Annotated in this window: 24 protein-coding genes and 1 pseudogene; 11 read left to right on the top strand and 14 right to left on the bottom strand. The window is 59.2% G+C overall.

All coding sequences use genetic code 11. The features are described from left to right. Positions 1–62: 62 nt before the first annotated feature. The 7 genes and pseudogenes from modC to C4J87_RS13155 form a co-directional block, all read right to left on the bottom strand. Positions 63–1,142: a molybdenum ABC transporter ATP-binding protein gene (gene modC / locus C4J87_RS13180; RefSeq protein WP_124367145.1), complete on the bottom strand. Its 1,080-nt coding sequence runs from the start codon at positions 1,140–1,142 to the stop codon at positions 63–65. Positions 1,143–1,147: 5 nt separating this feature from the next. Continuing rightward, positions 1,148–1,828, bottom strand: coding sequence for a molybdate ABC transporter permease subunit (gene modB / locus C4J87_RS13175; protein ID WP_124367144.1), 681 nt, complete (start codon positions 1,826–1,828; stop codon positions 1,148–1,150). After that, a complete protein-coding gene (gene modA, locus C4J87_RS13170) occupies positions 1,829–2,581 on the bottom strand; it encodes a molybdate ABC transporter substrate-binding protein (RefSeq protein WP_124367143.1) in 753 nt (250 codons plus the stop codon). It abuts the gene before it with no gap. Between the two features lie 104 nt (positions 2,582–2,685). Then, positions 2,686–3,744, bottom strand: a complete 1,059-nt coding sequence (locus C4J87_RS13165) for a nitronate monooxygenase family protein (protein WP_124367142.1) — start codon at positions 3,742–3,744, stop codon at positions 2,686–2,688. Between the two features lie 133 nt (positions 3,745–3,877). Further along, a pseudogene (alkB, locus tag C4J87_RS13160) lies at positions 3,878–4,542 on the bottom strand (DNA oxidative demethylase AlkB). A 3-nt stretch (positions 4,543–4,545) separates the two neighbouring features. After that, positions 4,546–4,713, bottom strand: a complete 168-nt coding sequence (locus C4J87_RS26130) for a hypothetical protein (RefSeq protein ID WP_164487660.1) — start codon at positions 4,711–4,713, stop codon at positions 4,546–4,548. A 25-nt stretch (positions 4,714–4,738) separates the two neighbouring features. Further along, the gene (locus C4J87_RS13155; RefSeq protein ID WP_124362975.1) at positions 4,739–5,041 is read right to left on the bottom strand and encodes a DUF1883 domain-containing protein; all 303 of its coding nucleotides are present in this window, start codon (positions 5,039–5,041) and stop codon (positions 4,739–4,741) included. Between the two features lie 213 nt (positions 5,042–5,254). On the opposite strand from C4J87_RS13155, the gene C4J87_RS13150 reads away from it, so the two are divergent. The 4 genes from C4J87_RS13150 (at position 5,255) to C4J87_RS13135 (ending at position 7,655) form a co-directional block, all read left to right on the top strand. After that, entirely contained in the window at positions 5,255–5,605 is a 351-nt protein-coding gene (locus C4J87_RS13150; protein ID WP_034119649.1) for a hypothetical protein, read from the top strand. Positions 5,606–5,793: 188 nt separating this feature from the next. Then, positions 5,794–6,441 carry a c-type cytochrome gene (locus C4J87_RS13145; RefSeq protein WP_124367141.1) on the top strand — a complete coding sequence of 216 codons (648 nt, stop codon included), beginning with the start codon at positions 5,794–5,796 and terminating at the stop codon, positions 6,439–6,441. Continuing rightward, the gene (locus C4J87_RS13140) at positions 6,438–7,349 is read left to right on the top strand and encodes a c-type cytochrome (RefSeq protein WP_124367140.1); all 912 of its coding nucleotides are present in this window, start codon (positions 6,438–6,440) and stop codon (positions 7,347–7,349) included. The genes C4J87_RS13145 and C4J87_RS13140 overlap by 4 nt, the downstream gene beginning before the upstream one ends. A gap of 75 nt (positions 7,350–7,424) precedes the next feature. Continuing rightward, a complete protein-coding gene (locus tag C4J87_RS13135; protein ID WP_124367139.1) occupies positions 7,425–7,655 on the top strand; it encodes a hypothetical protein in 231 nt (76 codons plus the stop codon). A 9-nt stretch (positions 7,656–7,664) separates the two neighbouring features. Here the strand turns inward: C4J87_RS13135 and C4J87_RS13130 are convergent, their stop codons facing one another. Together C4J87_RS13130 and C4J87_RS13125 are read right to left on the bottom strand one after the other, a co-directional pair. Next, a complete protein-coding gene (locus C4J87_RS13130; protein ID WP_124362970.1) occupies positions 7,665–7,946 on the bottom strand; it encodes a hypothetical protein in 282 nt (93 codons plus the stop codon). Between the two features lie 143 nt (positions 7,947–8,089). Next, positions 8,090–8,275: a hypothetical protein gene (locus tag C4J87_RS13125; protein ID WP_124367138.1), complete on the bottom strand. Its 186-nt coding sequence runs from the start codon at positions 8,273–8,275 to the stop codon at positions 8,090–8,092. A 299-nt stretch (positions 8,276–8,574) separates the two neighbouring features. Between C4J87_RS13125 and galU the strand changes: the two genes are divergently transcribed. Both galU and gorA read left to right on the top strand, forming a co-directional pair. Further along, positions 8,575–9,414, top strand: a complete 840-nt coding sequence (galU, locus tag C4J87_RS13120; protein ID WP_003173830.1) for a UTP--glucose-1-phosphate uridylyltransferase GalU — start codon at positions 8,575–8,577, stop codon at positions 9,412–9,414. A gap of 106 nt (positions 9,415–9,520) precedes the next feature. Beyond that, positions 9,521–10,879: a glutathione-disulfide reductase gene (gorA, locus tag C4J87_RS13115; protein ID WP_124367137.1), complete on the top strand. Its 1,359-nt coding sequence runs from the start codon at positions 9,521–9,523 to the stop codon at positions 10,877–10,879. On the opposite strand, the gene C4J87_RS13110 is transcribed toward gorA, so the two are convergent. Beyond that, positions 10,880–11,887 (bottom strand): DNA-binding protein, encoded by a 1,008-nt coding sequence (locus tag C4J87_RS13110; RefSeq protein ID WP_124367136.1) that lies wholly within the window; start codon positions 11,885–11,887, stop codon positions 10,880–10,882. Between the two features lie 171 nt (positions 11,888–12,058). Between C4J87_RS13110 and C4J87_RS13105 the strand changes: the two genes are divergently transcribed. The 3 genes from C4J87_RS13105 (at position 12,059) to ahpF (ending at position 15,379) form a co-directional block, all read left to right on the top strand. Continuing rightward, the gene (locus C4J87_RS13105) at positions 12,059–12,991 is read left to right on the top strand and encodes a site-specific integrase (protein ID WP_124367135.1); all 933 of its coding nucleotides are present in this window, start codon (positions 12,059–12,061) and stop codon (positions 12,989–12,991) included. Between the two features lie 133 nt (positions 12,992–13,124). Continuing rightward, on the top strand, positions 13,125–13,688 hold the full coding sequence (ahpC, locus tag C4J87_RS13100) for an alkyl hydroperoxide reductase subunit C (RefSeq protein ID WP_003191303.1): 564 nt from the start codon (positions 13,125–13,127) through the stop codon (positions 13,686–13,688). A 125-nt stretch (positions 13,689–13,813) separates the two neighbouring features. Further along, on the top strand, positions 13,814–15,379 hold the full coding sequence (ahpF, locus tag C4J87_RS13095; RefSeq protein WP_124367134.1) for an alkyl hydroperoxide reductase subunit F: 1,566 nt from the start codon (positions 13,814–13,816) through the stop codon (positions 15,377–15,379). A 49-nt stretch (positions 15,380–15,428) separates the two neighbouring features. Here ahpF and gloA read toward each other — a convergent pair whose 3' ends face one another. Then, positions 15,429–15,950, bottom strand: coding sequence for a lactoylglutathione lyase (gene gloA, locus C4J87_RS13090; RefSeq protein WP_124362964.1), 522 nt, complete (start codon positions 15,948–15,950; stop codon positions 15,429–15,431). Positions 15,951–16,128: 178 nt separating this feature from the next. On the opposite strand from gloA, the gene C4J87_RS13085 reads away from it, so the two are divergent. Continuing rightward, positions 16,129–16,665 carry a DUF4946 domain-containing protein gene (locus C4J87_RS13085; RefSeq protein WP_124368968.1) on the top strand — a complete coding sequence of 179 codons (537 nt, stop codon included), beginning with the start codon at positions 16,129–16,131 and terminating at the stop codon, positions 16,663–16,665. A gap of 100 nt (positions 16,666–16,765) precedes the next feature. Here the strand turns inward: C4J87_RS13085 and C4J87_RS13080 are convergent, their stop codons facing one another. Both C4J87_RS13080 and C4J87_RS13075 read right to left on the bottom strand, forming a co-directional pair. Then, complete coding sequence (locus tag C4J87_RS13080; RefSeq protein WP_124367133.1) at positions 16,766–17,131, bottom strand: histone-like nucleoid-structuring protein, MvaT/MvaU family; 366 nt, start codon at positions 17,129–17,131, stop codon at positions 16,766–16,768. A 192-nt stretch (positions 17,132–17,323) separates the two neighbouring features. Next, on the bottom strand, positions 17,324–18,865 hold the full coding sequence (locus C4J87_RS13075) for an EAL domain-containing protein (protein ID WP_124367132.1): 1,542 nt from the start codon (positions 18,863–18,865) through the stop codon (positions 17,324–17,326). Positions 18,866–19,259: 394 nt separating this feature from the next. Between C4J87_RS13075 and hppD the strand changes: the two genes are divergently transcribed. Beyond that, complete coding sequence (gene hppD, locus C4J87_RS13070; protein ID WP_124367131.1) at positions 19,260–20,336, top strand: 4-hydroxyphenylpyruvate dioxygenase; 1,077 nt, start codon at positions 19,260–19,262, stop codon at positions 20,334–20,336. A gap of 53 nt (positions 20,337–20,389) precedes the next feature. Here hppD and rarD read toward each other — a convergent pair whose 3' ends face one another. Continuing rightward, positions 20,390–21,271: an EamA family transporter RarD gene (gene rarD / locus C4J87_RS13065; protein ID WP_124367130.1), complete on the bottom strand. Its 882-nt coding sequence runs from the start codon at positions 21,269–21,271 to the stop codon at positions 20,390–20,392. Positions 21,272–21,412: the final 141 nt, after the last annotated feature.

Raw genomic sequence — 21,412 nt, 5'->3', positions numbered from 1 at the left:
TGGCAATGGATCAGGCCGGTATGTCTGATTGACCGCGTCGCCTTGCGGTCGTGCCAAATGGTTTAGGCCAGCACCGCCACCGCCTTGATTTGCGCCCACAGCGCCTGGCCCTGCTGCACTTGTAGCTGATCCCGCGAGAACCGCGTGATGCGCGCCAGCAACGGCGTGCCACCGGCATCCAGGCGTACCAGTACATGGGCGCTGTTATCCGCGGCGACGTCCTGGATGACCGTCACCGGCAGGCGATTGAGGATGCTGCTGTGTGCCTGCGCCTGGTGGCTGAGGCTGACGTCCCGCGCCTGAATTTTTACCCGCAGCTGTTTACCCACGGCCATCGGCGTGTGGGCCACGCGTATCTGCAGCCGGCAATCGGGCAATTGCAGGGTGAGCAACTGATAGTGATCGTCGTAGGCAATCACGCTGCCCGTGACCACCACACCGGCATCGTCGCCCCGTGCCAGGGGCAGATCGAGCCGCGCCAGGGTTTCGCCGATGGGCCCGCTGGCCAGGACCTTGCCGTCGCCGAGCAGGACAAGGTGGTCGGCCAGCCGCGCCACTTCGTCCTGGGCATGGCTGACGTACAGCACCGGGATATGCAGTTCGTCGTGCAGGCGTTCGAGATAGGGCAGGATTTCATTTTTGCGCTGGCTGTCGAGGGCCGCCAGGGGCTCATCCATCAGCAGCAATCGGGGGCTGGTGAGCAACGCACGGGCGATGCCGACGCGCTGGCGCTCACCGCCGGACAGATGCTGCGGATTGCGCTCAAGCAGGTGCGCGATGCCCAGCAACTCAGTGGCGTGGGCCATCTCCACACGCCGCTGCAAACGCGGGATGCGCTTGAGGCCGAACGCCAGGTTGGCCCGCACCGAAAGATGAGGGAACAGGCTCGCCTCCTGGAAGACATAACCCAAGGCGCGTTTATGCGGCGCCACGAACCGCCCGCTACGGCTGTCTTGCCAGACCTCATCGTTGATCTGCACAAATCCGTCTTCGGCGCGCTCCAGGCCAGCGATACAGCGCAGGCAGGTGGTTTTGCCGGAGCCCGATGGGCCGTAGAGGGCGGTCACGCCACGGCCGGGCAGTTGCAGCTCCACGTCCAGTGCGAAACCGGAGTATTTCAAGTGCAGGCGTACTTCAATCATCGCGCTCAACTCCAGCCCATGTTGCTTTTACGGCTGGAGTAGAGCGCCAGCAGCACGAGGAACGCGAACACCACCATCGCGCCGGCCAGCCAATGGGCCTGGGCATATTCCATGGCTTCGACGTGGTCGTAGATCTGCACCGAAACCACCCGGGTCTTGTCCGGGATATTGCCGCCGATCATCAGCACCACGCCGAACTCGCCGACGGTGTGGGCGAAGCCGAGAATCGACGCCGTAATGAAGCCCGGGCGCGCCAGCGGCAGGATCACTGTGAAAAAAGTGTCCCAAGGACCGGCGCGCAAGGTCGCGGCCACTTCCAGCGGGCGCGTGCCGACGGCTGAGAAGGCGTTCTGCAGCGGTTGCACGACGAAGGGCATGGAGTAGATCACCGACCCTATCACCAGCCCGGCGAAGCTGAAAGTCAGGGTGCCCAGGCCGAGCCATTGGGTGAACTGGCCGAAGTAGCCATGGGGCCCCATGGACAACAGCAGGTAAAAACCGATGACCGTCGGCGGCAACACCAATGGCAACGCCACCACGGCCCCCACCGGGCCGCGCCACCAGGAACGGGTGCGCGACAGCCACAGGGCAATCGGCGTACCGATCACCAACAGGATCACAGTGGTCAGCGACGCCAGTTTGACCGTCAACCAGATCGCGGAAAAATCGGCGCTCGTCAGCGGCATTTACAGCTCGTAGCCGTAGGACTTGATCACCGCAGCCGCCTTCGGCCCTTTCAGGTAGTCAACCAGTGCCTTGGCGGCAGCACTGTCCTTGCCTTTATTGAGAATTACGGCGTCTTGTTTGATCGGGTCATGCAAGGACGACGGCACGATCCACGCCGAGCCGCTGGACACCTTGCCGTCCTTATAGATCTGCGACAACGCCACAAAGCCCAACTCGGCGTTACCCGTGGAGACGAATTGATAGGCCTGGGTGATGTTCTGGCCTTCGACGAGCTTGTCCTTGACCTTGTCGGTCAAGCCTTCCCTGGCCAGCACCTGGGTGGCTGCCAGGCCGTAGGGCGCGGCTTTAGGGTTGGCAATGGACAGGTGCTTGAATGCATTCTGTTTGAGCACGTCGCCATTGGCATTCACGTAGCCTTCTTTGGCCGACCACAGGGCCAAGGTGCCGACCGCGTAGGTAAAGCGCGAACCCTTGACGGTATCGCCTTCGGCCTCGAGTTTTTGCGGGGTAGTGTCGTCGGCACTGAGGAACACTTCGAACGGCGCGCCGTTCTTGATCTGGGTATAGAACTGCCCGGTCGCCCCGTAGGCCGCGATCAGCGTGTGACCGGTGTCTTTTTCGAAGTCGGCGGCAATGGCCTGGATCGGCGCGGTAAAGTTGGCGGCCACGGCGACTTGCACCTCATCGGCATGGGCCGAGCCCAAGGCAAAGGCGGCAAGCAGGGGGGCCAGGCGTGAGGCGCGGAACATCATGAAGCAACTCCTTGAGGGATACGGGCGATTAACGCTATGTAGGGGAATATATAGCGGTTGCCTGCTGCCGGTACAGTGCCGCGTTGCTCAAGGCGCCAAGGTTGCTATTGCAGTTTGGCCAAGGTGTGCTCTGCCAGATGGCGGGTCAGGTCATAGGTGGAGCGCTCATTACCCAGACGCAAGGCCTGGCCTGCCCACAGGTTGCTGAAGCCGGCTTCGTCCTTGGCCTTGAGCGGCATCAACGCGCCACCGGCCCGTGGAAACGCCGGCGCAGCGGGGTTGATCGCACCCAGCTCACGCATCACCCGATTGACAATGCCCCGCGCCGGACGCCCGGTGAACAAATTGGTGAGGGCTGTTTCGCTGGCCTGGGCGTGTCGCAACGCATGGTGATGGGCAGCGCTGACGCTGGCTTCTGGGGTGAACAGATACGCCGTGCCGACCTGCACCGCCGAGGCGCCCAAGGCAAAGGCCGCGACTATCCCGCGCGAGTCGGCGATACCACCGGCCGCGATCACCGGCACGCTGACGGCGTCGACGATTTGCGGCAGCAGCGCCATCAAGCCGATCTGGCTGTTGAGGTCGTCGCTGAGAAACATCCCACGGTGCCCACCGGCTTCAATGCCCATTGCAATCACGGCGTCACAACCGTTTTCTTCCAGCCAGACCGCTTCCTCCACCGTTGTAGCCGATGACAACACCTTGGCGCCGGTGGCTTTTACCCGGGCCAGCAAGGATTTTTCCGGCAGACCAAAATGAAAACTGACGACTTCAGGGCGGAAGGTTTCAATCACTTCACATGCCGCTTCGTTGAAGGGCGCACGATTGGATACCGGAGTCGGCGCATCAAAATCGGCGCCCAGTTCGTGGTAGTAGGGTTCCAGCAATGCTTTCCAGCGTTGGTCGCGCGCTTCATCCGCCTCAGGCGCCTGATGGCAGAAAAAGTTGACATTGAGAGGGCGGGTGCCGGCCTGGCGAATGACGGTCAATGCTTCGCGCAGTTGCTCGATGCTCAGTGCCGCCGCAGGCATGGACCCCAGCGCACCGGCCTGACAGGCGGCGATCACCATGGCGGTAGTGGTTGCTCCCGCCATCGGGGCCTGGATGATGGGCAGCTCGATGCCCAGCAGATCGATAATGCGCGTGTCTGGCCAGGTGCTCATGGGGTGCGTCTCCAGCTTCAGTAAGGCGTTGCGCTGTTTTAGCAGGCCCCCTGGCGCCCGGCCAGTCTGTTTTATTCACTGGACGGGGGCGGTGCGTTGTGCAGCGGGTTAACGGGCGAAGCTTGCGGTCAAATCAGCCGGCGGTGCGAAAGGTCAGGTTGATGCGTTGCGACCCCATGATCGGGTGCACGCCTTCTCGGACCGGCATCACCCCGTGGTAGCGCAGGCGATCCACGCCGCCCCAGACCACCACATCACCGTGGAACAGCGAAATCTTTTGCGCCTTGTCGCTGCGCTGGTGACCACCGAACAGAAAAATCGCTGGCAGACCGAGGGACACCGAGACCACCGGTGCATCGTAGCGCCGCTCGTTCTTGTCCTGGTGCAGGGACATTTTTGCGCCGGGCACATAACGGTTGATCAGGCAGGCATCCGGTGAGAAATCGGCGAAGCCCGCCGCGTTTGCCGCCGATATCGCCAGTTCGCGCAATGCGTCGGGCATCGCCGGCCAAGGTTGCTGGCTACGCGGATCGAGCGGGCTGTAGCGATAGCCGGACGTGTCGGTGGTCCAGCCCAGCTCGCCGCAACTGCTCAGCGCGGCCGACATGGTAAAGCCGCCGGGCGTGACCATTTGCCGAAACGGCGATTGGGCCAGGACACGCCGCAGCTCAGGCAGTAAACGCTCAATCCAGGGCAGGGCGTAGCCCCCAGAACGTAAGACGCTTCGCCAATCTGTTCGCGCCTTGCGGGTTGTTGCAAGGCGTCATCGGCGAACAGGTCAGCAGTAGGGCCCGGCATGGCTTACAGCGCCTTGCTCACGTTTATGTCAGTAATTTCGTCGCTTGCCTCGTGGATTTTCGCCAGGGCTTGTTTGGCTTCCCCAACGCTATTGCTGGTCAATTGGGCAAATTCGAAGCGACGTTCGCCGTTGAGCTTGTACTTGATGACGTATTTGGTCGTGGTGGTCACAGCTTTTTTCCTTGCGGTGTTCGGGTCAGCTCAGCTTGGTGCCGGTGCGACGAACGATGCGAATCTTGTGGGATAACGCGGGCTTGCGGGTAACGCTGATGGCGCGGCGCGTCACCACATCAAGGGTAATGTTCCAGAAACCGGTGCTGGGCGCAGTGATTTTTGCCGGGAATGTGTCGAATGCCCCACCGTGGTAGGTATGGCGGCCGCCGTTCTTGAAGCTGCGAAAATTCGCGTCGCTCATGAGACGAATATTACAGGTCTGCGAGCATTCGATGACGACAATGTCTCCCTCGTTGAGGTGCTCACGCTGATGGATAAATTTCATGGGGTGTCTCCAGAAGGGCTTTTTCTGAAAAATCAGAACGATACGTAGGATAAGATGGAGTTTATCAGCCCCAGCGCGTTTATTATCGGGTCGTCGTCGACGACTTCGACAATTTAAAACAGTTATTTACCGAGTTTTCAGAGATAAATCCTACATCGGCGGGAGAAATCTCCTGCGCCCGCTGTCGTAGGGTCTTTATCGGAGGTTTTTAGTATGAAGTGGAGTGTGTTGGTGCTGGCCTTGGCGATAGGTGGCTGTGCTTCGGTTGCAGATATCAAGCAGACCCCACCTACGTTGGTGGTCATTTCCGGGAAAAAGCCGCAGGAATATGCTGCGTGTGTAGTGCGCAAATTGGAGGCGACACGTCGTCCACCGCAGATCGAACCCCATAAAGATGGTTTTCAAGTGATCGTGCCGCAGAAGTTCTCGGCCGATCCATCGGCGATCTTCGAAATCGAAGACCGCTCCAGCGGCAGCAGCATTAAACTCTACGAAAGCATGTCCAACGTGCCGATTCGGCCGGGCGATGTGAAGAAAGCCGGGGAAGATTGCATTTCCGGTTAAGCCAAGGCGTATCCCCACGCACTGAACCCGATAAAAGCCCCACCCTGTAGGCACGAGCACCTTCGCTCCTACAGGGTGGGGCTTTTTTTTGGCTGTTTCAGGGTGTTGTGACGCCGGATCAATTCCCATACCATCTGTATGGTTATGAAGTTTATGCCTAAGCTTATAACCATAAAGATGGAGCTGTGATGATGTCTCTGGAACGAGCACTGGTGGGAAGCGCGTTATGGCTGCTGTTGGGTAATGCCTACGCGCTCGACGGCAACACAATTTATACCGAGGGCGGTTCGCAGCCCGGCGCGATGCCCTGTGTGGCGTGTCATGGCGCCGATGGGCTGGGGCTTGCGGCGGCAGGTTTCCCCAGGTTGGCGGGATTGCCCGCACAATACGTGCGCAGGCAATTGTCGGACTTTGCCAGTGGGGCGCGAAGTAATCCGGTGATGCAGCCGTTGGCAAAGGCGCTCACTGACGCCGAAATCGCCGCGCTAAGCGAGGCTGTGGCCGCGATGCCAGCCCCTTTGACCGCCAGGATGCCCCGCAGCGAAATGCCTGCCAACCCGATACAGAAACTGGCCCTGCAAGGGGCATGGGAGCGGCAGATTCCCGCGTGCGTCAGTTGTCACGGCCCTTCCGGTGTCGGTGTGGGAGACGCATTCCCGCCGTTGGCTGGCCAGCCGGCGGCGTACCTGGCCGCGCAATTGAGCGCCTGGCAGAACGGTACACGGCGCGACGATCCCAATGATTTGATGGGGCACATCGCTAAATCCCTGACCCCGGATGAGGTGCAGGGCGTGGCCCAGTACTTCGCCTCATTACCGCTGGAGGCCAAGCCATGAAGGCGCTCATGTTGATGGGGATGTTGATGGCAGTGCCCGCCCATGCCACGCCGATCGCCATGGAAGACCAATCCCAATTGCAGGCCGCTGCGCACCCCAATGCCCCTGCCTTTCTACCCCCTCAGGAAAGCGAACTGCCGGACAATGCCTACGGCAAGCTGGTCAGGCAGGGGTATGGTTTGTTCGTCGACACCAAGCGCCTGGCACCACAGTTTGTAGGAAACGGGCTCAACTGCAGCAACTGCCATCTGCATCAAGGCCGCATGGCCAACTCGGCGCCATTGTGGGGTGCGTACCCGATGTACCCGGCTTATCGCAAGAAGAATGACAAGGTCAATACCTTTGCCGAACGCTTGCAGGGCTGCTTCCAGTTCAGCATGAACGGCGGTACTCCGCCGGCGGCGGACAGTCCCGAAATCACCGCGCTGTCGGTGTATGCCTACTGGCTCTCCAGCAAAGCGCCCTTGGGGGTTGAATTACCCGGGCGCGGCTATCCCGAGGTGGCGCAACCGGCTAAAGGCTACGACCTGGCCCAGGGCGCGCAGGTGTACAACGGGCAATGCGCGGTGTGCCATGGCGCTGAAGGGCAGGGGCAGAAGGTGGGCGAGGGTTATGTCATGCCGCCGTTATGGGGTAAGGATTCCTACAATTGGGGCGCCGGCATGCACCGGATCAACACGGCAGCGTCCTTCATCAAGCACAACATGCCGCTGGGCAAGATCGGCAGCTTGAGCGATCAGCAGGCATGGGATGTCGCGGCGTACATCAACAGCCACGAGCGCCCCCAGGATCCGAGGCTGGTCGAGGGATCGATAGAGAAGACTCGCATCAAGTTTCACGCCAATGATGGCGTCAATCTCTATGGCCAGACGGTAGACGGCGTGTTGATCGGGCAAGGCATCCGGTAAACTGTCGGTCACCGCCTACAAAAATGCCGCTCAAACCCTGGGTCTGAGCGGCATGCCCTGCCTGGAACGCCCATTATGAAGCGAGAACACGTCAAAGCCCGCCATGCTGAAGGTCAGATCACGGCGACCCACGTCATCCAGAACCCCGCCGACCTGGGCGAGTGGATCGTCTTTTTCAAGAAGAATGACGGCCGCAGTTACTTCCTGGTGGACGATCAGGATGAGGTCGAGTCATTTCCGCGCCTGGATGACTTGATCGACATCTTGCGCAGCCTGGGGATCAAGTTCGCCGAGGTTCACCTGTAGCGCTACGGCTTACTTGCACACCACCACTACGCTGCGACTTTTGAAATTGCCCACGTCCTTGCCCAGGGTCTGTTCGCTTTCCTTGAGTGATGGGGTGCCGTCTGTGCCGACGATACGGTAGCCGGTGCCCGCGCAGGAGGCGTCGGCTTTCTCATAGCAGCTGGCCCATGAGTTGGCTTCGCCCGAGCAGTCGATGGTCAGGCCTTGTTCACCATTTTTCAGATAAGTGTCCGACGTGGTGGTGCAGCCGGCCAGCGCCAATACCGCAGTGAGTGCCAGGATTTTGTTCATAGAGAGTCGTCTTCGAAGGTGTTGAGGGGAGCGCTGACACTATTGTGGGGCGTTGGCGGAAGATTATAGCGAACTGCCATCTAGGTACAGCCAAACACAAAAAAGCCCCGCTTGGCGGGGCTTTTGATGCAAGGCAGCGCGGCTTATTTGCCTTTTGGCCGCTTGCTCGACGCATGACCTGCTTCATCGACGAACACTTCGGCAACCGCAATCGCCATGCTTTCGGTCTCGAAAACGCCTGCGACGCTGTCGCCATGGAAGTTGATCAGGTGCCAGCCGTCCGCACGTTGGGTGATCAGGTAGCCGTTTACGCCTTTTGATTCTGACATCTAATTAGCAATCTCGTAAGCTGATTCAAGGGTGCAATGATAGCCGCAAATACGCGGGGTTTGCCCAAGTAATTCAAGCCCGGTGCCCGGTGCCGAAAAGCGTGCTACAAAGGGTGCAGCCTCTGGAAACATCAACACCCAGGCGCCGGTCCGTCTGCCTGTTGAAAGATCAGCGGAACTTACGCCGACATATTTTCTCTATGATGACATCGCGGCGCCAGCAGGACCCATTGTAAGGTGACTGCGGCCTGATTAGACTGCGCCGAATTCCGTACGCACAGCCCTCTGTAAGGACTCATATGATCAAGAAATGCTTGTTCCCAGCAGCCGGTTACGGCACTCGCTTCCTGCCAGCGACCAAAGCCATGCCCAAAGAGATGCTGCCGGTGGTGAACAAGCCACTGATTCAGTACGGCGTCGAAGAGGCACTGGATGCCGGCTTGAATGAAATCTCCATCGTGACCGGCCGTGGCAAGCGCGCGCTGGAAGACCACTTCGACATCAGCTATGAGCTGGAAAACCAGATCAAGGGCACCGACAAAGAAAAATACCTGGTCGGTATCCGCAAGCTGCTCGACGAATGCTCGTTCTCCTACACCCGTCAGACCCAGATGAAAGGCCTCGGCCACGCCATTCTCACCGGTCGCCCGCTGATCGGTGATGAACCGTTCGCCGTGGTACTGGCCGATGACCTGTGCGTGAACCTGGAAGGCGACGGCGTGCTGACCCAAATGGTCAAGCTCTACCAGAAATACCGCTGCACCATCGTCGCGGTGATGGAAGTCAACCCGACAGAAACCAACAAGTACGGCGTGATCGCCGGTGACGACATTGGTGATGGCCTGATCCGCGTGCGTGACATGGTCGAAAAACCTGCGCCGGAAGATGCACCGTCGAACCTGGCGATCATCGGCCGTTACATCCTGACCCCGGACATCTTCAAGCTGATCGAAGAAACCGAGCCAGGCAAAGGCGGCGAGATCCAGATCACCGACGCCCTGCTCAAGCAAGCCAAAGACGGTTGCGTGATTGCCTACAAGTTCAAAGGCCAGCGTTTCGACTGCGGCGGCGCTGAAGGCTACATCGAAGCCACCAACTTCTGCTACGAGCACTTCTACAAGACTGGCAAGGCTTACTGATTTTAGCGTTGCTCATCTGTTTCAAGTGAAAGCCACCTTCGGGTGGCTTTTTCGTTTTTCAGTCCCATGTAAGTCGGTATGCTGATGGCCTGCCGAGGAGAATGAAATGGCCTACGATTTTGACCTGTATGTAATTGGCGCCGGTTCCGGCGGTGTTCGCGCGGCGCGCTTTGCCGCCGGCTTCGGCGCCAAGGTGGCCGTGGCGGAAAGTCGCTACCTGGGCGGTACCTGTGTGAATGTGGGCTGCGTGCCGAAGAAGCTGTTGGTGTACGGCGCGCACTTTGCCGAAGACTTCGAACAGGCCAGCGGTTTTGGCTGGTCGTTGGGTGAGGCGAACTTTGACTGGGCGACCCTGATCGCCAACAAAGATCGCGAGATCAACCGTCTCAACGGCATCTACCGCAATTTACTCGTCAACAGCGGCGTGACCCTGCACGAAGGGCATGCGCGTCTGGTTGATCCCCATCAGGTGGAAATAAACGGCGAGCGCTTCAGCGCCAAACATATCCTGATCGCCACCGGCGGCTGGCCGCAGATCCCTGAGATTCCAGGGCGTGAGCACGCCATCGGTTCTAACGAAGCATTCTTCCTGAAAGAACTGCCAAAGCGTGTACTGGTGGTGGGCGGTGGTTATATCGCCGTTGAGTTCGCAGGCATTTTCCATGGCTTGGGCGCACGGACCTCGTTGCTGTACCGCGGCGACCTGTTCCTGCGCGGGTTCGATGGCGCGGTGCGCAAGCATTTGCAGGAAGAGCTGACCAAGCGCGGCCTCGACCTGCAATTCAATGCCGATATCGAGCGCATCGACAAGCAAGCCGATGGCAGTCTCAAGGCCACCTTGAAAGACGGTCGCGTGCTTGAAGCCGATTGCGTGTTCTACGCCACCGGCCGCCGGCCGATGCTGGACAACCTGGGCCTGGAGAACACCGGTGTCACACTCGATGAGCGTGGCTTTGTCAGTGTGGACGATCTGTATCAGACCGCCGAGCCGTCGATCCTGGCCATCGGTGATGTGATCGGCCGCGTGCAGTTGACCCCGGTCGCCCTGGCCGAAGGCATGGCGGTGGCGCGTCGCCTGTTCAAGCCCGAGCAATACCGCGCGGTGGATTACGCGATGATCCCGACGGCCGTTTTCAGCCTGCCGAATATCGGTACGGTGGGCCTCACGGAAGAGGAGGCGAAGAAGAACGGCCACAAGGTGCAGATCTTCGAAAGCCGTTTCCGGCCCATGAAGCTGACCCTGACGGACTGCCAGGAAAAGACCCTGATGAAGCTGGTGGTCGACGCCGACACCGACAAAGTGCTGGGCTGCCACATGGTCGGGCCCGACGCTGGCGAAATCGTCCAGGGCCTGGCGATTGCGCTCAAGGCTGGCGCGACCAAGCAGCATTTCGACGAGACCATTGGCGTGCATCCGACGGCGGCGGAAGAGTTCGTCACCATGCGCACGCCTGTGGCGGGCTGATCAGGTCTCGGGCGTTGCCTCTGGCGTCGTTGCAACGACGGCGGCCAGGCGCAACGCTTCAATGCTGGCCTGGGCCTTGATCAGGTCCAGTTCCAGCGCCTTGTTGGCCTGTTGATGTTCAGTCAGCGCGTCCTTTCGTGACTGGCTTTCCAGCAGCGCAACCCGCAAGCGCTCCTGAAGCAGCGTGCGCTCGCTGTCGACCTGGTTGATCCTCTCGTTCAATTCGAGCCGCAACGCCTGGTCTTTGCGTACCTGCTCCTGCAGTGCGCTCAGCTCCTTGGCAGTCACCCGATGCTCGATCAACAAGCGCTCGTTGTCTCGATGCAACTGGGTGATTTCATCCTGACGCACCAGTGCACTCTGCTGGGCCTGGCGCAGTTCGGCCTGTATCTGCTGCAACTGGCCTTCATGGCGACGCTGCTCCTGCTCACGCTGCTCCTTGACGGCATTGCGGTAGTGCTCAAGCGCATCGCGGGCGTGGAGATGCTTGTCTTCCAGGGAGCGAATCTGCTCGTCCTTGTCGTTGATCCTCAGTTCGTAATCGCTGCATGCCTGGCTTAGCCCGGCGTTACGCGTTTGCTCGGCTTGCAGGCTGGTGCTGGCGGTGTGCAGGGCGGCGCTTTCCTCGGCGAGGGCGACGGCCTGGATATCAAACTGCTGTTGCAGTTGGTGATGGGCTTCCTGCAGCGTTTCAAGCTGAGTGAGGAGGGCGCTTTTCTGCTGTTCGAACTGCGCCAGGGCGAGGTCGATGGGTTCCTGAGCCTTCTCCTTCAGGCGCTGTGCGAGCCGCGCCACCAATTCACCCAGCTCGTCGTCGATGGGGGCTTCGATGATGGTTTGCCGGGTTTCGCTTTCGTCCAGCTCCTTCAAATAACGATGGATCGTGGTTTTCGAGCCGGTATTGCCCATCTCGATGCGTACAGCATCGATGCTGGGGTTTTCACCGCGGGCGAGGATTGCCAGGCGTGCCGTTTGAACTACTGCTTTGTTTATGCCGCCGCGTGCCATGGGGTCTCCGTCGATTTTGTACTGTGGTACATGATATGTATATACATACTTTATCACGACTGAAAAACTCTTTAAATTCATTATTTAACAGATGGGATATTGGCGTATTATCCCGTGTCATTAGCGTTTCCAGCGTCGATCCAGGCGTTCGCAGTACGAATGGGCCCTGCCATGAGTGATCTCGACCGTTACCTCAATGCCGCTACCCGCGATAACACCCGCCGTAGCTACCGCGCGGCCATCGAGCATTTCGAAGTCAGTTGGGGTGGGTTCCTGCCGGCCACCAGCGACAGCGTGGCGCGCTATCTGGTGGCGCATGCGGGCGTGCTGGCCGTGAACACCTTGAAGTTGCGGCTCTCGGCTTTGGCGCAATGGCATACCAGCCAGGGGTTTGCCGACCCGACCAAAGCGCCAGTGGTGCGCAAGGTGCTCAAGGGCATCCGCGCCGTGCACCCGGCGCAGGAGCGGCAAGCGCAGCCATTGCAGCTCACGCATCTGGAGCAGGTGGTTGCATCGCTTGAAAATGAGGCCAGGCAATCCGCTGAAAACCAGGATCAGCCCGGATTACTGCGCGCCAAGCGCGACACGGCGCTGATCCTGTTGGGGTTCTGGCGCGGCTTTCGCAGCGATGAGTTGTGTCGCTTGAGCATCGAGCATGTCCAGGCAGTGCCTGGGGCCGGCATCAGCCTGTACTTGCCGCGCAGCAAAAGTGACCGCGATAACCTCGGCAAGACCTACCACACCCCCGCGCTGTTGCGCTTGTGCCCGGTACAGGCCTATAGCGAATGGCTCAGTGCCTCGGCATTGGTACGTGGCCCGGTGTTTCGCGGGATCGATCGCTGGGGCAATCTGGGGGAGGAGGGGCTGCACCCCAACAGCGTGATCCCCTTATTGCGTCAAGCCCTGGAGCGCGCAGGCATCCCCGCCGAGCAGTACACCAGCCACTCCCTGCGACGTGGCTTCGCTACCTGGGCCCACCGCAGCGGCTGGGACTTGAAGTCATTGATGAGCTACGTCGGCTGGAGCGACATGAAATCGGCCATGCGCTATGTTGAAGCGACGCCCTTTCTCGGCATGACCCTGGCGACTCAACCGCTGCTGTGAGATTTCTTCTATTAATACAGTCGCCTGATAGGAAAAACCAATCGTCAGCATCAGGTTTGCCAATGAGCCATCGTCGGCCGGAGTGGGTAGGATTCACCTCATCAACTTCTTAACCCCTGACGGAGAGTCAACGATGCCTATCATCAACAGCCAAGTAAAACCGTTTAAAGCCACCGCTTTCAAAAACGGCAGCTTCGTCGATGTGACCGACGCTGACCTGAAAGGCAAGTGGTCCGTAGTGTTCTTCTACCCAGCCGACTTCACCTTCGTTTGCCCGACTGAACTGGAGGACCTGGCTGACAACTACGCCGAATTCCAGAAACTGGGCGTGGAAATCTACAGCGTGTCCACCGACACCCACTTTGCCCACGCTGCCTGGCACAACACCTCGCCAGCCATCGGCAAGATCCAGTACACCATGATCGGCGACCCAACCCTGACCATCTCCCGCAACTTCGACGTGCTGATCGAAGAAGCTGGCCTGGCAGACCGCGGTACCTTCGTGATCAACCCGGAAGGCCAGATCAAGATCGTTGAACTGAACGACGGCGGTGTTGGCCGTGACGCTTCCGAGCTGCTGCGCAAGATCAAGGCCGCTCAGTATGTCGCTGCCCACCCAGGCGAAGTGTGCCCAGCCAAGTGGAAAGAAGGCGAGGCCACCCTGGCTCCGTCCCTGGACCTGGTCGGCAAGATCTAAGTCTGTGAAGTCCCAAGGGCGGGTATCCGCACCTACCCAGTAAGCTGCAACCGCCCTCAAAAAACGCCCGGGCGAGATTCGTTCGGGCGTTTTTTTTATACCCGCAATTAAAGGAAATCGCCCGTATGTTGGACGCCAATCTTAAAGCTCAGTTGAAATCTTACCTGGAGCGGGTCACCCAGCCGATCGAGATCGTCGCCTCCCTCGACGACGGTGCGAAATCCCAGGAAATGCTCGCTCTTTTGCAGGACGTAGCCAGCCTCACTACGCTGATTACCCTGAACACCGATGGCAACGATGCGCGCAAGCCGTCGTTTTCCATCAACCGCCCGGGTGCCGATATCAGCCTGCGTTTCGCCGGCATCCCCATGGGCCATGAATTCACGTCCTTGGTGTTGGCCCTGTTGCAAGTCGGTGGCCACCCGTCGAAGGCCAGTGTCGAGGTGATCGAACAGATCCGCGCGCTGAAAGGCGAGTTCAGCTTCGAGACGTACTTCTCGCTGTCGTGCCAGAACTGCCCGGACGTGGTCCAGGCGCTGAACCTGATGGCCGTGCTTAATCCCAACATCCGCCACGTGGCCATCGACGGCGCGCTGTTCCAGGCCGAAGTCGATGAGCGTCAGATCATGGCAGTGCCCAGTGTCTACCTCAACGGTGTGAACTTCGGCCAGGGCCGTATGGGCCTGGAAGAAATCCTCGCCAAGCTCGACACCAGCGGTATTGAAAAAGCGGCCGAGAAAATCAGTGCCAAGGATGCTTTTGATGTACTGGTCGTCGGCGGTGGCCCGGCGGGCTCGTCGGCCGCGATCTACGCTGCACGCAAAGGCATCCGTACCGGCGTGGCCGCCGAGCGTTTTGGTGGCCAGGTGCTGGACACCATGTCCATTGAGAACTTTATCTCGGTCCAGGAAACCGAAGGCCCGAAGCTGGCCAGTGCCTTGGAAGCCCACGTGCGTCAGTACGACGTCGACATCATGAACCTGCAGCGTGCCAGCAGCCTGGTACCCGCGAAGAATGCCGGTGAGTTGCACGAAATTCGCTTCGAAAGCGGCGCGACGCTCAAGTCCAAGACGGTGATCCTGGCCACCGGTGCGCGCTGGCGTGAAATGGGTGTGCCGGGCGAGCAGGAATACAAGGCCAAGGGCGTGTGCTTCTGCCCGCACTGCGATGGCCCGCTGTTCAAGGGCAAACGCGTGGCGGTGATCGGTGGCGGTAACTCCGGCGTCGAAGCGGCCATCGACCTGGCCGGCATTGTCAGCCACGTCACGTTGCTCGAGTTCGATAGCAAGCTGCGCGCTGACGCTGTGTTGCAGCGCAAGCTGTACAGCCTGCCAAACGTCGATGTGATCACCAGCGCGCTGACCAGTGAAGTCAAGGGCGATGGCCAGAAAGTCACTGGTCTTGCCTACAAGGACCGCGACAGCGGCGAGTTCAAGACCATCGACCTGGAAGGCATTTTCGTGCAGATCGGTTTGCTGCCTAACACCGACTGGCTCAAAGGCACCGTGGAACTGACGCCTCGCGGCGAGATCATCGTCGATGCGCGTGGCGAGACTTCATTGCCGGGTGTATTCGCCGCCGGTGATGTGACGACCGTGCCGTATAAGCAGATCGTCATCGCGGTAGGTGAGGGCGCCAAGGCTTCCCTTAGCGCATTCGACCATCTGATCCGCACATCCGCGCCGGCGTAAAAACGGCGCGCAAATAAAAAACCCCATGAGCGATCATGGGGTTTTTGTTTTACAGCGGTGCTGGCTGAATGATCTCAACCCAGTAAGCGTCCGGGTCCTTGATGAAGGCCAGGCTTTTCATGCGGCCATCGCTCAGGCGCTTCTGGAAATCGCAGCCCAGGGCTTCGAAGCGTTCGCAGGCCGCGACGATATCCGGCACCGAGATGCAAATATGGCCAAAGCCACGCGGGTCGGTGTTGCCGTTATGGTAGGCGAAGTCGGCGTCGTTTTCGGTGCCGTGGTTGTGGGTCAGTTCCAGAATGCCTGGGATCGACTTCATCCACTGGGTGCGCTCGGCAGCGTCAGCCGGGATCTGTGCCTTGTCCACCAGGGCCAGGAAATACAGGCTGAATTCGGCCTCCGGGAAATCGCGTTTTTCAACCAGGGAAAACCCCAGGACGCGGGTGTAGAAATCCAGCGACTTGGTGATGTCCTTGACCCGCAACATGGTGTGGTTGAACACGAAGTTCGTGGTGGCGGTATCCGGTTGGGCAGTGACGCCGGGGAAGGTGTTCAGTTCGTGCAGGCTCATGGGCCCTCCAGAAAAAATGGGGCAAAGCGGTCCCTTGGCTTGCGGCAAGCATCCGTGCAGCCGAGCCATGATACGCAAGGCCTGCCGATCGCGCCAAATGAAAAAGCTCACGCGGCCCTTGCGAGGGGCGGGGCTCGGGCCGCAAACTTTGGTGCTGGAACCTTGGATGCTTTTGGCAATGATCGAGTTTCGTAAACCGTTATTGGCTACGTTGTGCTTAGTGTTGGGCAGCCCGTTCGTACTGGCGGCCGAGCCGGAAATTCATTGGCCCAGCGGCTGGCAGGTCGAGGAAGTTGAACCCGATGGCAACGCAGCCGAGGGGACCCAGGCCGTGTCGCGACAGCGCGCGATCAAAAATGATGAAAATGGCAAGACCTTGATGGTGATGGAGTTGACCGGTACGCCGATCGAGGTTGGGCATAACGTCAATCTTCAAGGCGTTTTGCTGGAAATGCGTAAATCCATCCAGAAAGATTTTGCCCAGGGCGGTTATCAAAGCGTGTGCACCAAAATGCACCCCGCTACATTGAGCCGTCTTGAGGCGCTGGAAACTACCTGTGTGATTACCGAGAACGGTCGACATGTGCTGTCGCAAACACTAGTGGGGGCAGTGGATGCCGATAAAGCCTACGTATTTTCATATGCGGGCCAGGCGCAAGCGTACGAGGCCAGCAAAGATGAGGTCAGTTCGGTGCGTGATAGCCTCAAACTTTGAATGGTTCCAGGCGAACGAATGTGAACTTAAGTTAGTTTCGTTTGTGAACCTATAAACGAAAAGCCCCGCGTAAGCGGGGCTTTCTGTTAGTGCATGTTAATCAACCGCGAAGCCAAGAGTCTACAGTGGCTGCGCCGTGCTCTTCTTTCCAGGCTTTAAGGCCGCGATGGTTGCCGCCTTTGGTCTCGATCAGCTCGCCGGTATGCGGGTTCTGGTAAACCTTGACCACACGTGCGCGGCGCTGTTTCGGCGCACGAACGGCTGCTGCAGTCGATTTGCCCGGGTTTGGATCAAGGATGGCGATCACATCGCGCAGGCTCTTGTCATAACTGCTCATCAGCTTTGTAAGTTTTTCTTCGAATTCGATTTCTTTCTTCAGCCCGGCGTCGTTCTTCAGCGATTCCAGCTGGGCGAGCTGCTCTTGAAGGGCTTTTTCTGCTGCGCGAAATTCGGCGAGTCTGGACAAAATCTGTACTCCAATAGTGTAGTTAGCTGATAGCTACTGCGAAGAAAGCCTTAAGCCAAGAGGATTAAGCTAACTCAACGAAAACACCTGCGTGAGTGTATCGCCGGCACGAAAAATTGTAGTGGTTAATTCACTTCGAGTAAATCATGTCTTTGTCTAAATAAGATTGTTTCATCTAAAGTCGATGGCTATTCAATGGCGGGTCAACGCCTTAATGAATTCATCGCAAGGTACCGGGCGGCCGAACAGGTAACCTTGCAAAAAGTCCACGCCTTTTGCAACAAGGTAATCACACTGCTGCGCTGTTTCCACACCCTCGGCCACTATACCCAGGTCCAGCTTGGCGGACAGTTCTATGATGCTGTCGAGAATATGCCGGGAGAGCGCATCCGCTCCGATCATGGCTACGAAGCTTTGATCGATCTTCAAGTAATCCACATTGAAGTTGCGCAAGTAGCCCAGGCTGGAATGCCCGGTGCCGAAGTCGTCGATTGCGATCATCACGCCCAACTGGTGCAGAGCGTCGAACAGGCGGCGCGTGATGTCGGTGGGTTCGATCAGCTCGCGCTCGGTCAATTCCAGGACCAGGGTGACCTGGCCGGGCGGGAAGGCCGCGAGGAACTCCCGGCAATCATCCACCAGATCCAGATCGTGGCAATGGCGTGCGGTGATGTTCACGCCGATATGGAAACCCGGGCTGAAGTGCTCGGCATGCGGCGCCAATTGCGCGGCGGTCTGGCGGAGCAGGGCGCGGGTCATGGGCACGATCAGTCCGCAGTGTTCGGCCAGGGGGATAAACAGGTCCGGCCGGACCAGCCCCTCTTTAGGATGCTTCCAGCGCATCAGCACTTCGCAGCCGGCCCATTGGCGCGTGTCGCCGCGCACCACCGGCTGGAAATACGCAATGAATTCATTGGCGCCCAGGGCCCGTTGCAACTCGTGGGTAGGCGCCGAAGAGCGCTTCTGCAGCCAATGGGCCAGGACGCCGGCCAGCACCCCAAAAAATACCACCAAACTGAACACCGCCGGGTAACGCGCCTGCATATAACGCCACACCTCGCCCTCGGGCATGCCCACGTCAACGCTGTACGGATAGCGGTTGGAGGCCAAAAAGTGCTGGGCCACGGCAAACCTCGGCGGTGTGCTGGTATGCACCTTGCCCTCGGCGTCCAGCCAATGGGGGCCTACTTTCAGCACCAGGAAGGCATAGCGGCTGATCAGGCGCAGGGCATTGGTGAGGTGATAGCCGTCAATCGAGGCGAACGCGGCTCGATCGCCATCGACCAGCCGGTAAACCAGCAGCGCGGTATCCGGCGTGACGGGGTTGCCGTTCATCAACCACAAACTGCCGTCAACGTAGTCGTCCGGGTTGACCGGCGACTCATAACCGCTGCCAAACAACGAACTGCAATAAATGTTTCTCTGCCAGGACAGGGTGGTGGCGCGCACGAACGGCCGACGAGTGACCTGCTCACGCAGTGCCAGCTTCGCGGCCTTATCACACGGCAAGCCGGCCAGTGGTAACAGCGCTTGGGCGGCGGCGGCGGTGTTGTCGAGCATCAAGTCGAACTGACGCACGGCTTCCTGCGCCGTTTGAGCGGTGCTTTGCTCAAGCGTGCGTTCGGCCTGCCAATAAAGAATCACCACCCCAAGCAAAACGGGAAGCAGGCCGCAGACTGCGCTGAACACATAGCGGGCGACTCGGTTTCGTGGGCCTTGGGAGGTCAGGGGCATACAGAGGCAGCCATGCAGAAAAGGGGAGACTATGCCGATGATAGATGGCATTGCCACAAGGTGCTCGGCAAAACGTAACGCCTTATCTGCGCAATAAACTCCTTGCGCACAGCAGGGCAATGGAGATTTGATAAGAGTACGGACAAACACTGTTACGCTGTGTAGAATCGATTTACGCATACAAGAATATGGACTTGCGCTCACGCAAGCCTCGCCGTCAGAGACTGATGACACCATGAAGCAACTCGGTTCGCCCCTCATCTTTGGTGACTTCCTCGCCCGCAGCGTGCGAGGCCTTTCCTGTGCGCCACCCGCTGACCTCATCCTTGCCCGCAAATAACCATATAGCTAGTAAATAACTAGCTGTTACCCCAAGCATGATGAGGCACCGAACATGACCGACCAATACGAAAACCCGATGGGCCTGATGGGCTTTGAGTTCATTGAATTCGCCTCGCCGACCCCGGGCACCCTGGAGCCGATCTTCGAGATCATGGGCTTCACCAAGGTGGCGACGCACCGTTCCAAGAACGTGCACCTGTACCGCCAGGGCGAGATCAACCTGATCCTCAATAATGAGCCCAACAGCCTTGCCTCGTACTTCGCCGCCGAGCATGGGCCGTCGGTGTGCGGCATGGCGTTTCGCGTGAAGAACTCGCAGGAAGCCTACAAGCGCGCCCTGGAACTCGGGGCCCAGCCGATTCATATCGACACCGGCCCGATGGAATTGAACCTGCCAGCGATCAAAGGTATCGGCGGGGCGCCGCTGTACCTGATCGACCGTTTCGGCGAAGGCAGCTCTATCTATGACATCGACTTCGTCTACCTCGAAGGCGTAGACCGCAACCCGCAGGGCGCCGGCCTGAAGGTCATCGATCACCTGACCCACAACGTCTACCGCGGCCGCATGGCGTACTGGGCCAACTTCTACGAGAAGCTGTTCAACTTCCGTGAAGCGCGCTACTTCGATATCAAGGGCGAATACACTGGCCTGACCTCCAAGGCCATGAGCGCGCCGGATGGCATGATCCGCATCCCGTTGAACGAAGAGTCCTCCAAGGGCGCCGGCCAGATCGAAGAGTTCCTGATGCAGTTCAACGGCGAGGGCATCCAGCACGTGGCGTTCCTCACCGACGACCTGGTCAAGACCTGGGACGCGCTGAAGAAGATCGGCATGCGCTTCATGACCGCGCCACCGGACACCTACTACGAGATGCTCGAAGGCCGCCTGCCGAACCACGGCGAACCGGTGGACCAACTGCAGGCGCGCGGCATTTTGCTCGATGGCTCCTCGATCGAGGGCGACAAGCGCCTGCTGCTGCAGATCTTCTCGGAAACCCTGATGGGCCCGGTGTTCTTCGAATTCATTCAGCGTAAAGGCGACGATGGCTTCGGCGAGGGCAACTTCAAGGCGTTGTTCGAGTCCATCGAGCGTGATCAGGTACGTCGCGGTGTGTTGACCGCTGACTAAGCAACCAGGCAAAAGAAAGCCCGGCTTCGGCCGGGCTTCTTTTTGTTTGCGATTCAGGCTTTGCGCTGACGCACCAAGTGCTTGAATCCTTCATACACCAGCACCATCACCGCCAGCCAGATCGGGATATAAGTCAGCCATTGCCCGCCCTTGATGCCTTCACCCAGCAGTAGCGCGACTGCCAGCAACAACACCGGCTCCACATAACTGAGCAGGCCGAACAGGCTGAAGGCCAGCAAACGGCTGGCGATGATATAGCTCACCAGCGCCGAAGCACTGATCACGCCGAGCATGGGAATCAACGCGTAGAGCTTGGGCTGTGCATCCAGTACCGCAAAGCCCTGTTCGCCGCTTTGCACGAACCACCAGGCCACCGGTAGCATCAACGCCATGTCCAGCCACAGGCCGCCCAGATGGTCGGTGGTCAGGTATTTACGCACCACGAAATACACGGGGTAACCGATGATCACTACCAGGGTCGCCCAGGAAAAACCGCCGGCCTGGTACAGCTCGTTGAGCACACCCAATGCGGCAAATACCACGGCGATCTGCTGCAAGCGCGACAACTGTTCGCCGTAGACCAGGCGCCCGGTCAACACCATGGTCAGCGGCAACAGGAAATACCCCACCGACACATCCAGGCTGCGGCCATTGAGCGGCGCCCACATGAACAGCCATAACTGCACGCCGAGCAACGCGGACGACACCAGCACGCCGCCGATCACGCGCGGATTGGCCGCCAGCATCCGCAGCAACTCCCACACCCGCCGCCATTCGCCGCTGACTACCATGAATACGGTCATGCAGGGCACGGTCAGCAACATGCGCCAGCCGAAAATTTCCAGGCCACTCAACGGTGTGAGCAGGGACGTGAAGTAATACATCACGGCGAACAACACCGAGGCCAATACCGATAACGCAACACCTTTAGACACGCTGTCCTCGCGAAAGCCGATTCAGATCCAATTCCAGCAGAGGATTATGGTGCCTTTAGCGTCAAAGCGCTGCGCTGTTTCGGGGCGGGCTTGCGTAAATTTTCGTGTAATGCGCGGTTTGAACGCGTTTTCGTGGTCAGC

The organism is Pseudomonas sp. R1-43-08, from assembly GCF_003852255.1.
GTDB lineage: Bacteria > Pseudomonadota > Gammaproteobacteria > Pseudomonadales > Pseudomonadaceae > Aquipseudomonas.
This window is presented reverse-complemented; position numbering and strand designations above follow the sequence as displayed.

What these genes read in the sequence shown, in the direction of transcription:
- C4J87_RS13135 (WP_124367139.1), top strand. Translation starts at nt 7,425, where the DNA reads ATGAAGCGAGAACACGTCAAAGCCCGCCATGCTGAAGGTCAGATCACG.
- gorA (WP_124367137.1), top strand. Translation starts at nt 9,521, where the DNA reads ATGGCCTACGATTTTGACCTGTATGTAATTGGCGCCGGTTCCGGCGGT.
- hppD (WP_124367131.1), top strand. Translation starts at nt 19,260, where the DNA reads ATGACCGACCAATACGAAAACCCGATGGGCCTGATGGGCTTTGAGTTC.
- galU (WP_003173830.1), top strand. Translation starts at nt 8,575, where the DNA reads ATGATCAAGAAATGCTTGTTCCCAGCAGCCGGTTACGGCACTCGCTTC.
- modC (WP_124367145.1), bottom strand. Translation starts at nt 1,142, where the DNA reads ATGATTGAAGTACGCCTGCACTTGAAATACTCCGGTTTCGCACTGGAC.
- modB (WP_124367144.1), bottom strand. Translation starts at nt 1,828, where the DNA reads ATGCCGCTGACGAGCGCCGATTTTTCCGCGATCTGGTTGACGGTCAAA.
- C4J87_RS13085 (WP_124368968.1), top strand. Translation starts at nt 16,129, where the DNA reads ATGATCGAGTTTCGTAAACCGTTATTGGCTACGTTGTGCTTAGTGTTG.
- C4J87_RS13165 (WP_124367142.1), bottom strand. Translation starts at nt 3,744, where the DNA reads ATGAGCACCTGGCCAGACACGCGCATTATCGATCTGCTGGGCATCGAG.
- C4J87_RS13150 (WP_034119649.1), top strand. Translation starts at nt 5,255, where the DNA reads ATGAAGTGGAGTGTGTTGGTGCTGGCCTTGGCGATAGGTGGCTGTGCT.
- C4J87_RS13140 (WP_124367140.1), top strand. Translation starts at nt 6,438, where the DNA reads ATGAAGGCGCTCATGTTGATGGGGATGTTGATGGCAGTGCCCGCCCAT.
- C4J87_RS13105 (WP_124367135.1), top strand. Translation starts at nt 12,059, where the DNA reads ATGAGTGATCTCGACCGTTACCTCAATGCCGCTACCCGCGATAACACC.
- C4J87_RS13110 (WP_124367136.1), bottom strand. Translation starts at nt 11,887, where the DNA reads ATGGCACGCGGCGGCATAAACAAAGCAGTAGTTCAAACGGCACGCCTG.
- gloA (WP_124362964.1), bottom strand. Translation starts at nt 15,950, where the DNA reads ATGAGCCTGCACGAACTGAACACCTTCCCCGGCGTCACTGCCCAACCG.
- C4J87_RS13155 (WP_124362975.1), bottom strand. Translation starts at nt 5,041, where the DNA reads ATGAAATTTATCCATCAGCGTGAGCACCTCAACGAGGGAGACATTGTC.
- C4J87_RS13125 (WP_124367138.1), bottom strand. Translation starts at nt 8,275, where the DNA reads ATGTCAGAATCAAAAGGCGTAAACGGCTACCTGATCACCCAACGTGCG.
- C4J87_RS13075 (WP_124367132.1), bottom strand. Translation starts at nt 18,865, where the DNA reads ATGCCCCTGACCTCCCAAGGCCCACGAAACCGAGTCGCCCGCTATGTG.
- ahpC (WP_003191303.1), top strand. Translation starts at nt 13,125, where the DNA reads ATGCCTATCATCAACAGCCAAGTAAAACCGTTTAAAGCCACCGCTTTC.
- ahpF (WP_124367134.1), top strand. Translation starts at nt 13,814, where the DNA reads ATGTTGGACGCCAATCTTAAAGCTCAGTTGAAATCTTACCTGGAGCGG.
- C4J87_RS13145 (WP_124367141.1), top strand. Translation starts at nt 5,794, where the DNA reads ATGATGTCTCTGGAACGAGCACTGGTGGGAAGCGCGTTATGGCTGCTG.
- modA (WP_124367143.1), bottom strand. Translation starts at nt 2,581, where the DNA reads ATGATGTTCCGCGCCTCACGCCTGGCCCCCCTGCTTGCCGCCTTTGCC.
- C4J87_RS13130 (WP_124362970.1), bottom strand. Translation starts at nt 7,946, where the DNA reads ATGAACAAAATCCTGGCACTCACTGCGGTATTGGCGCTGGCCGGCTGC.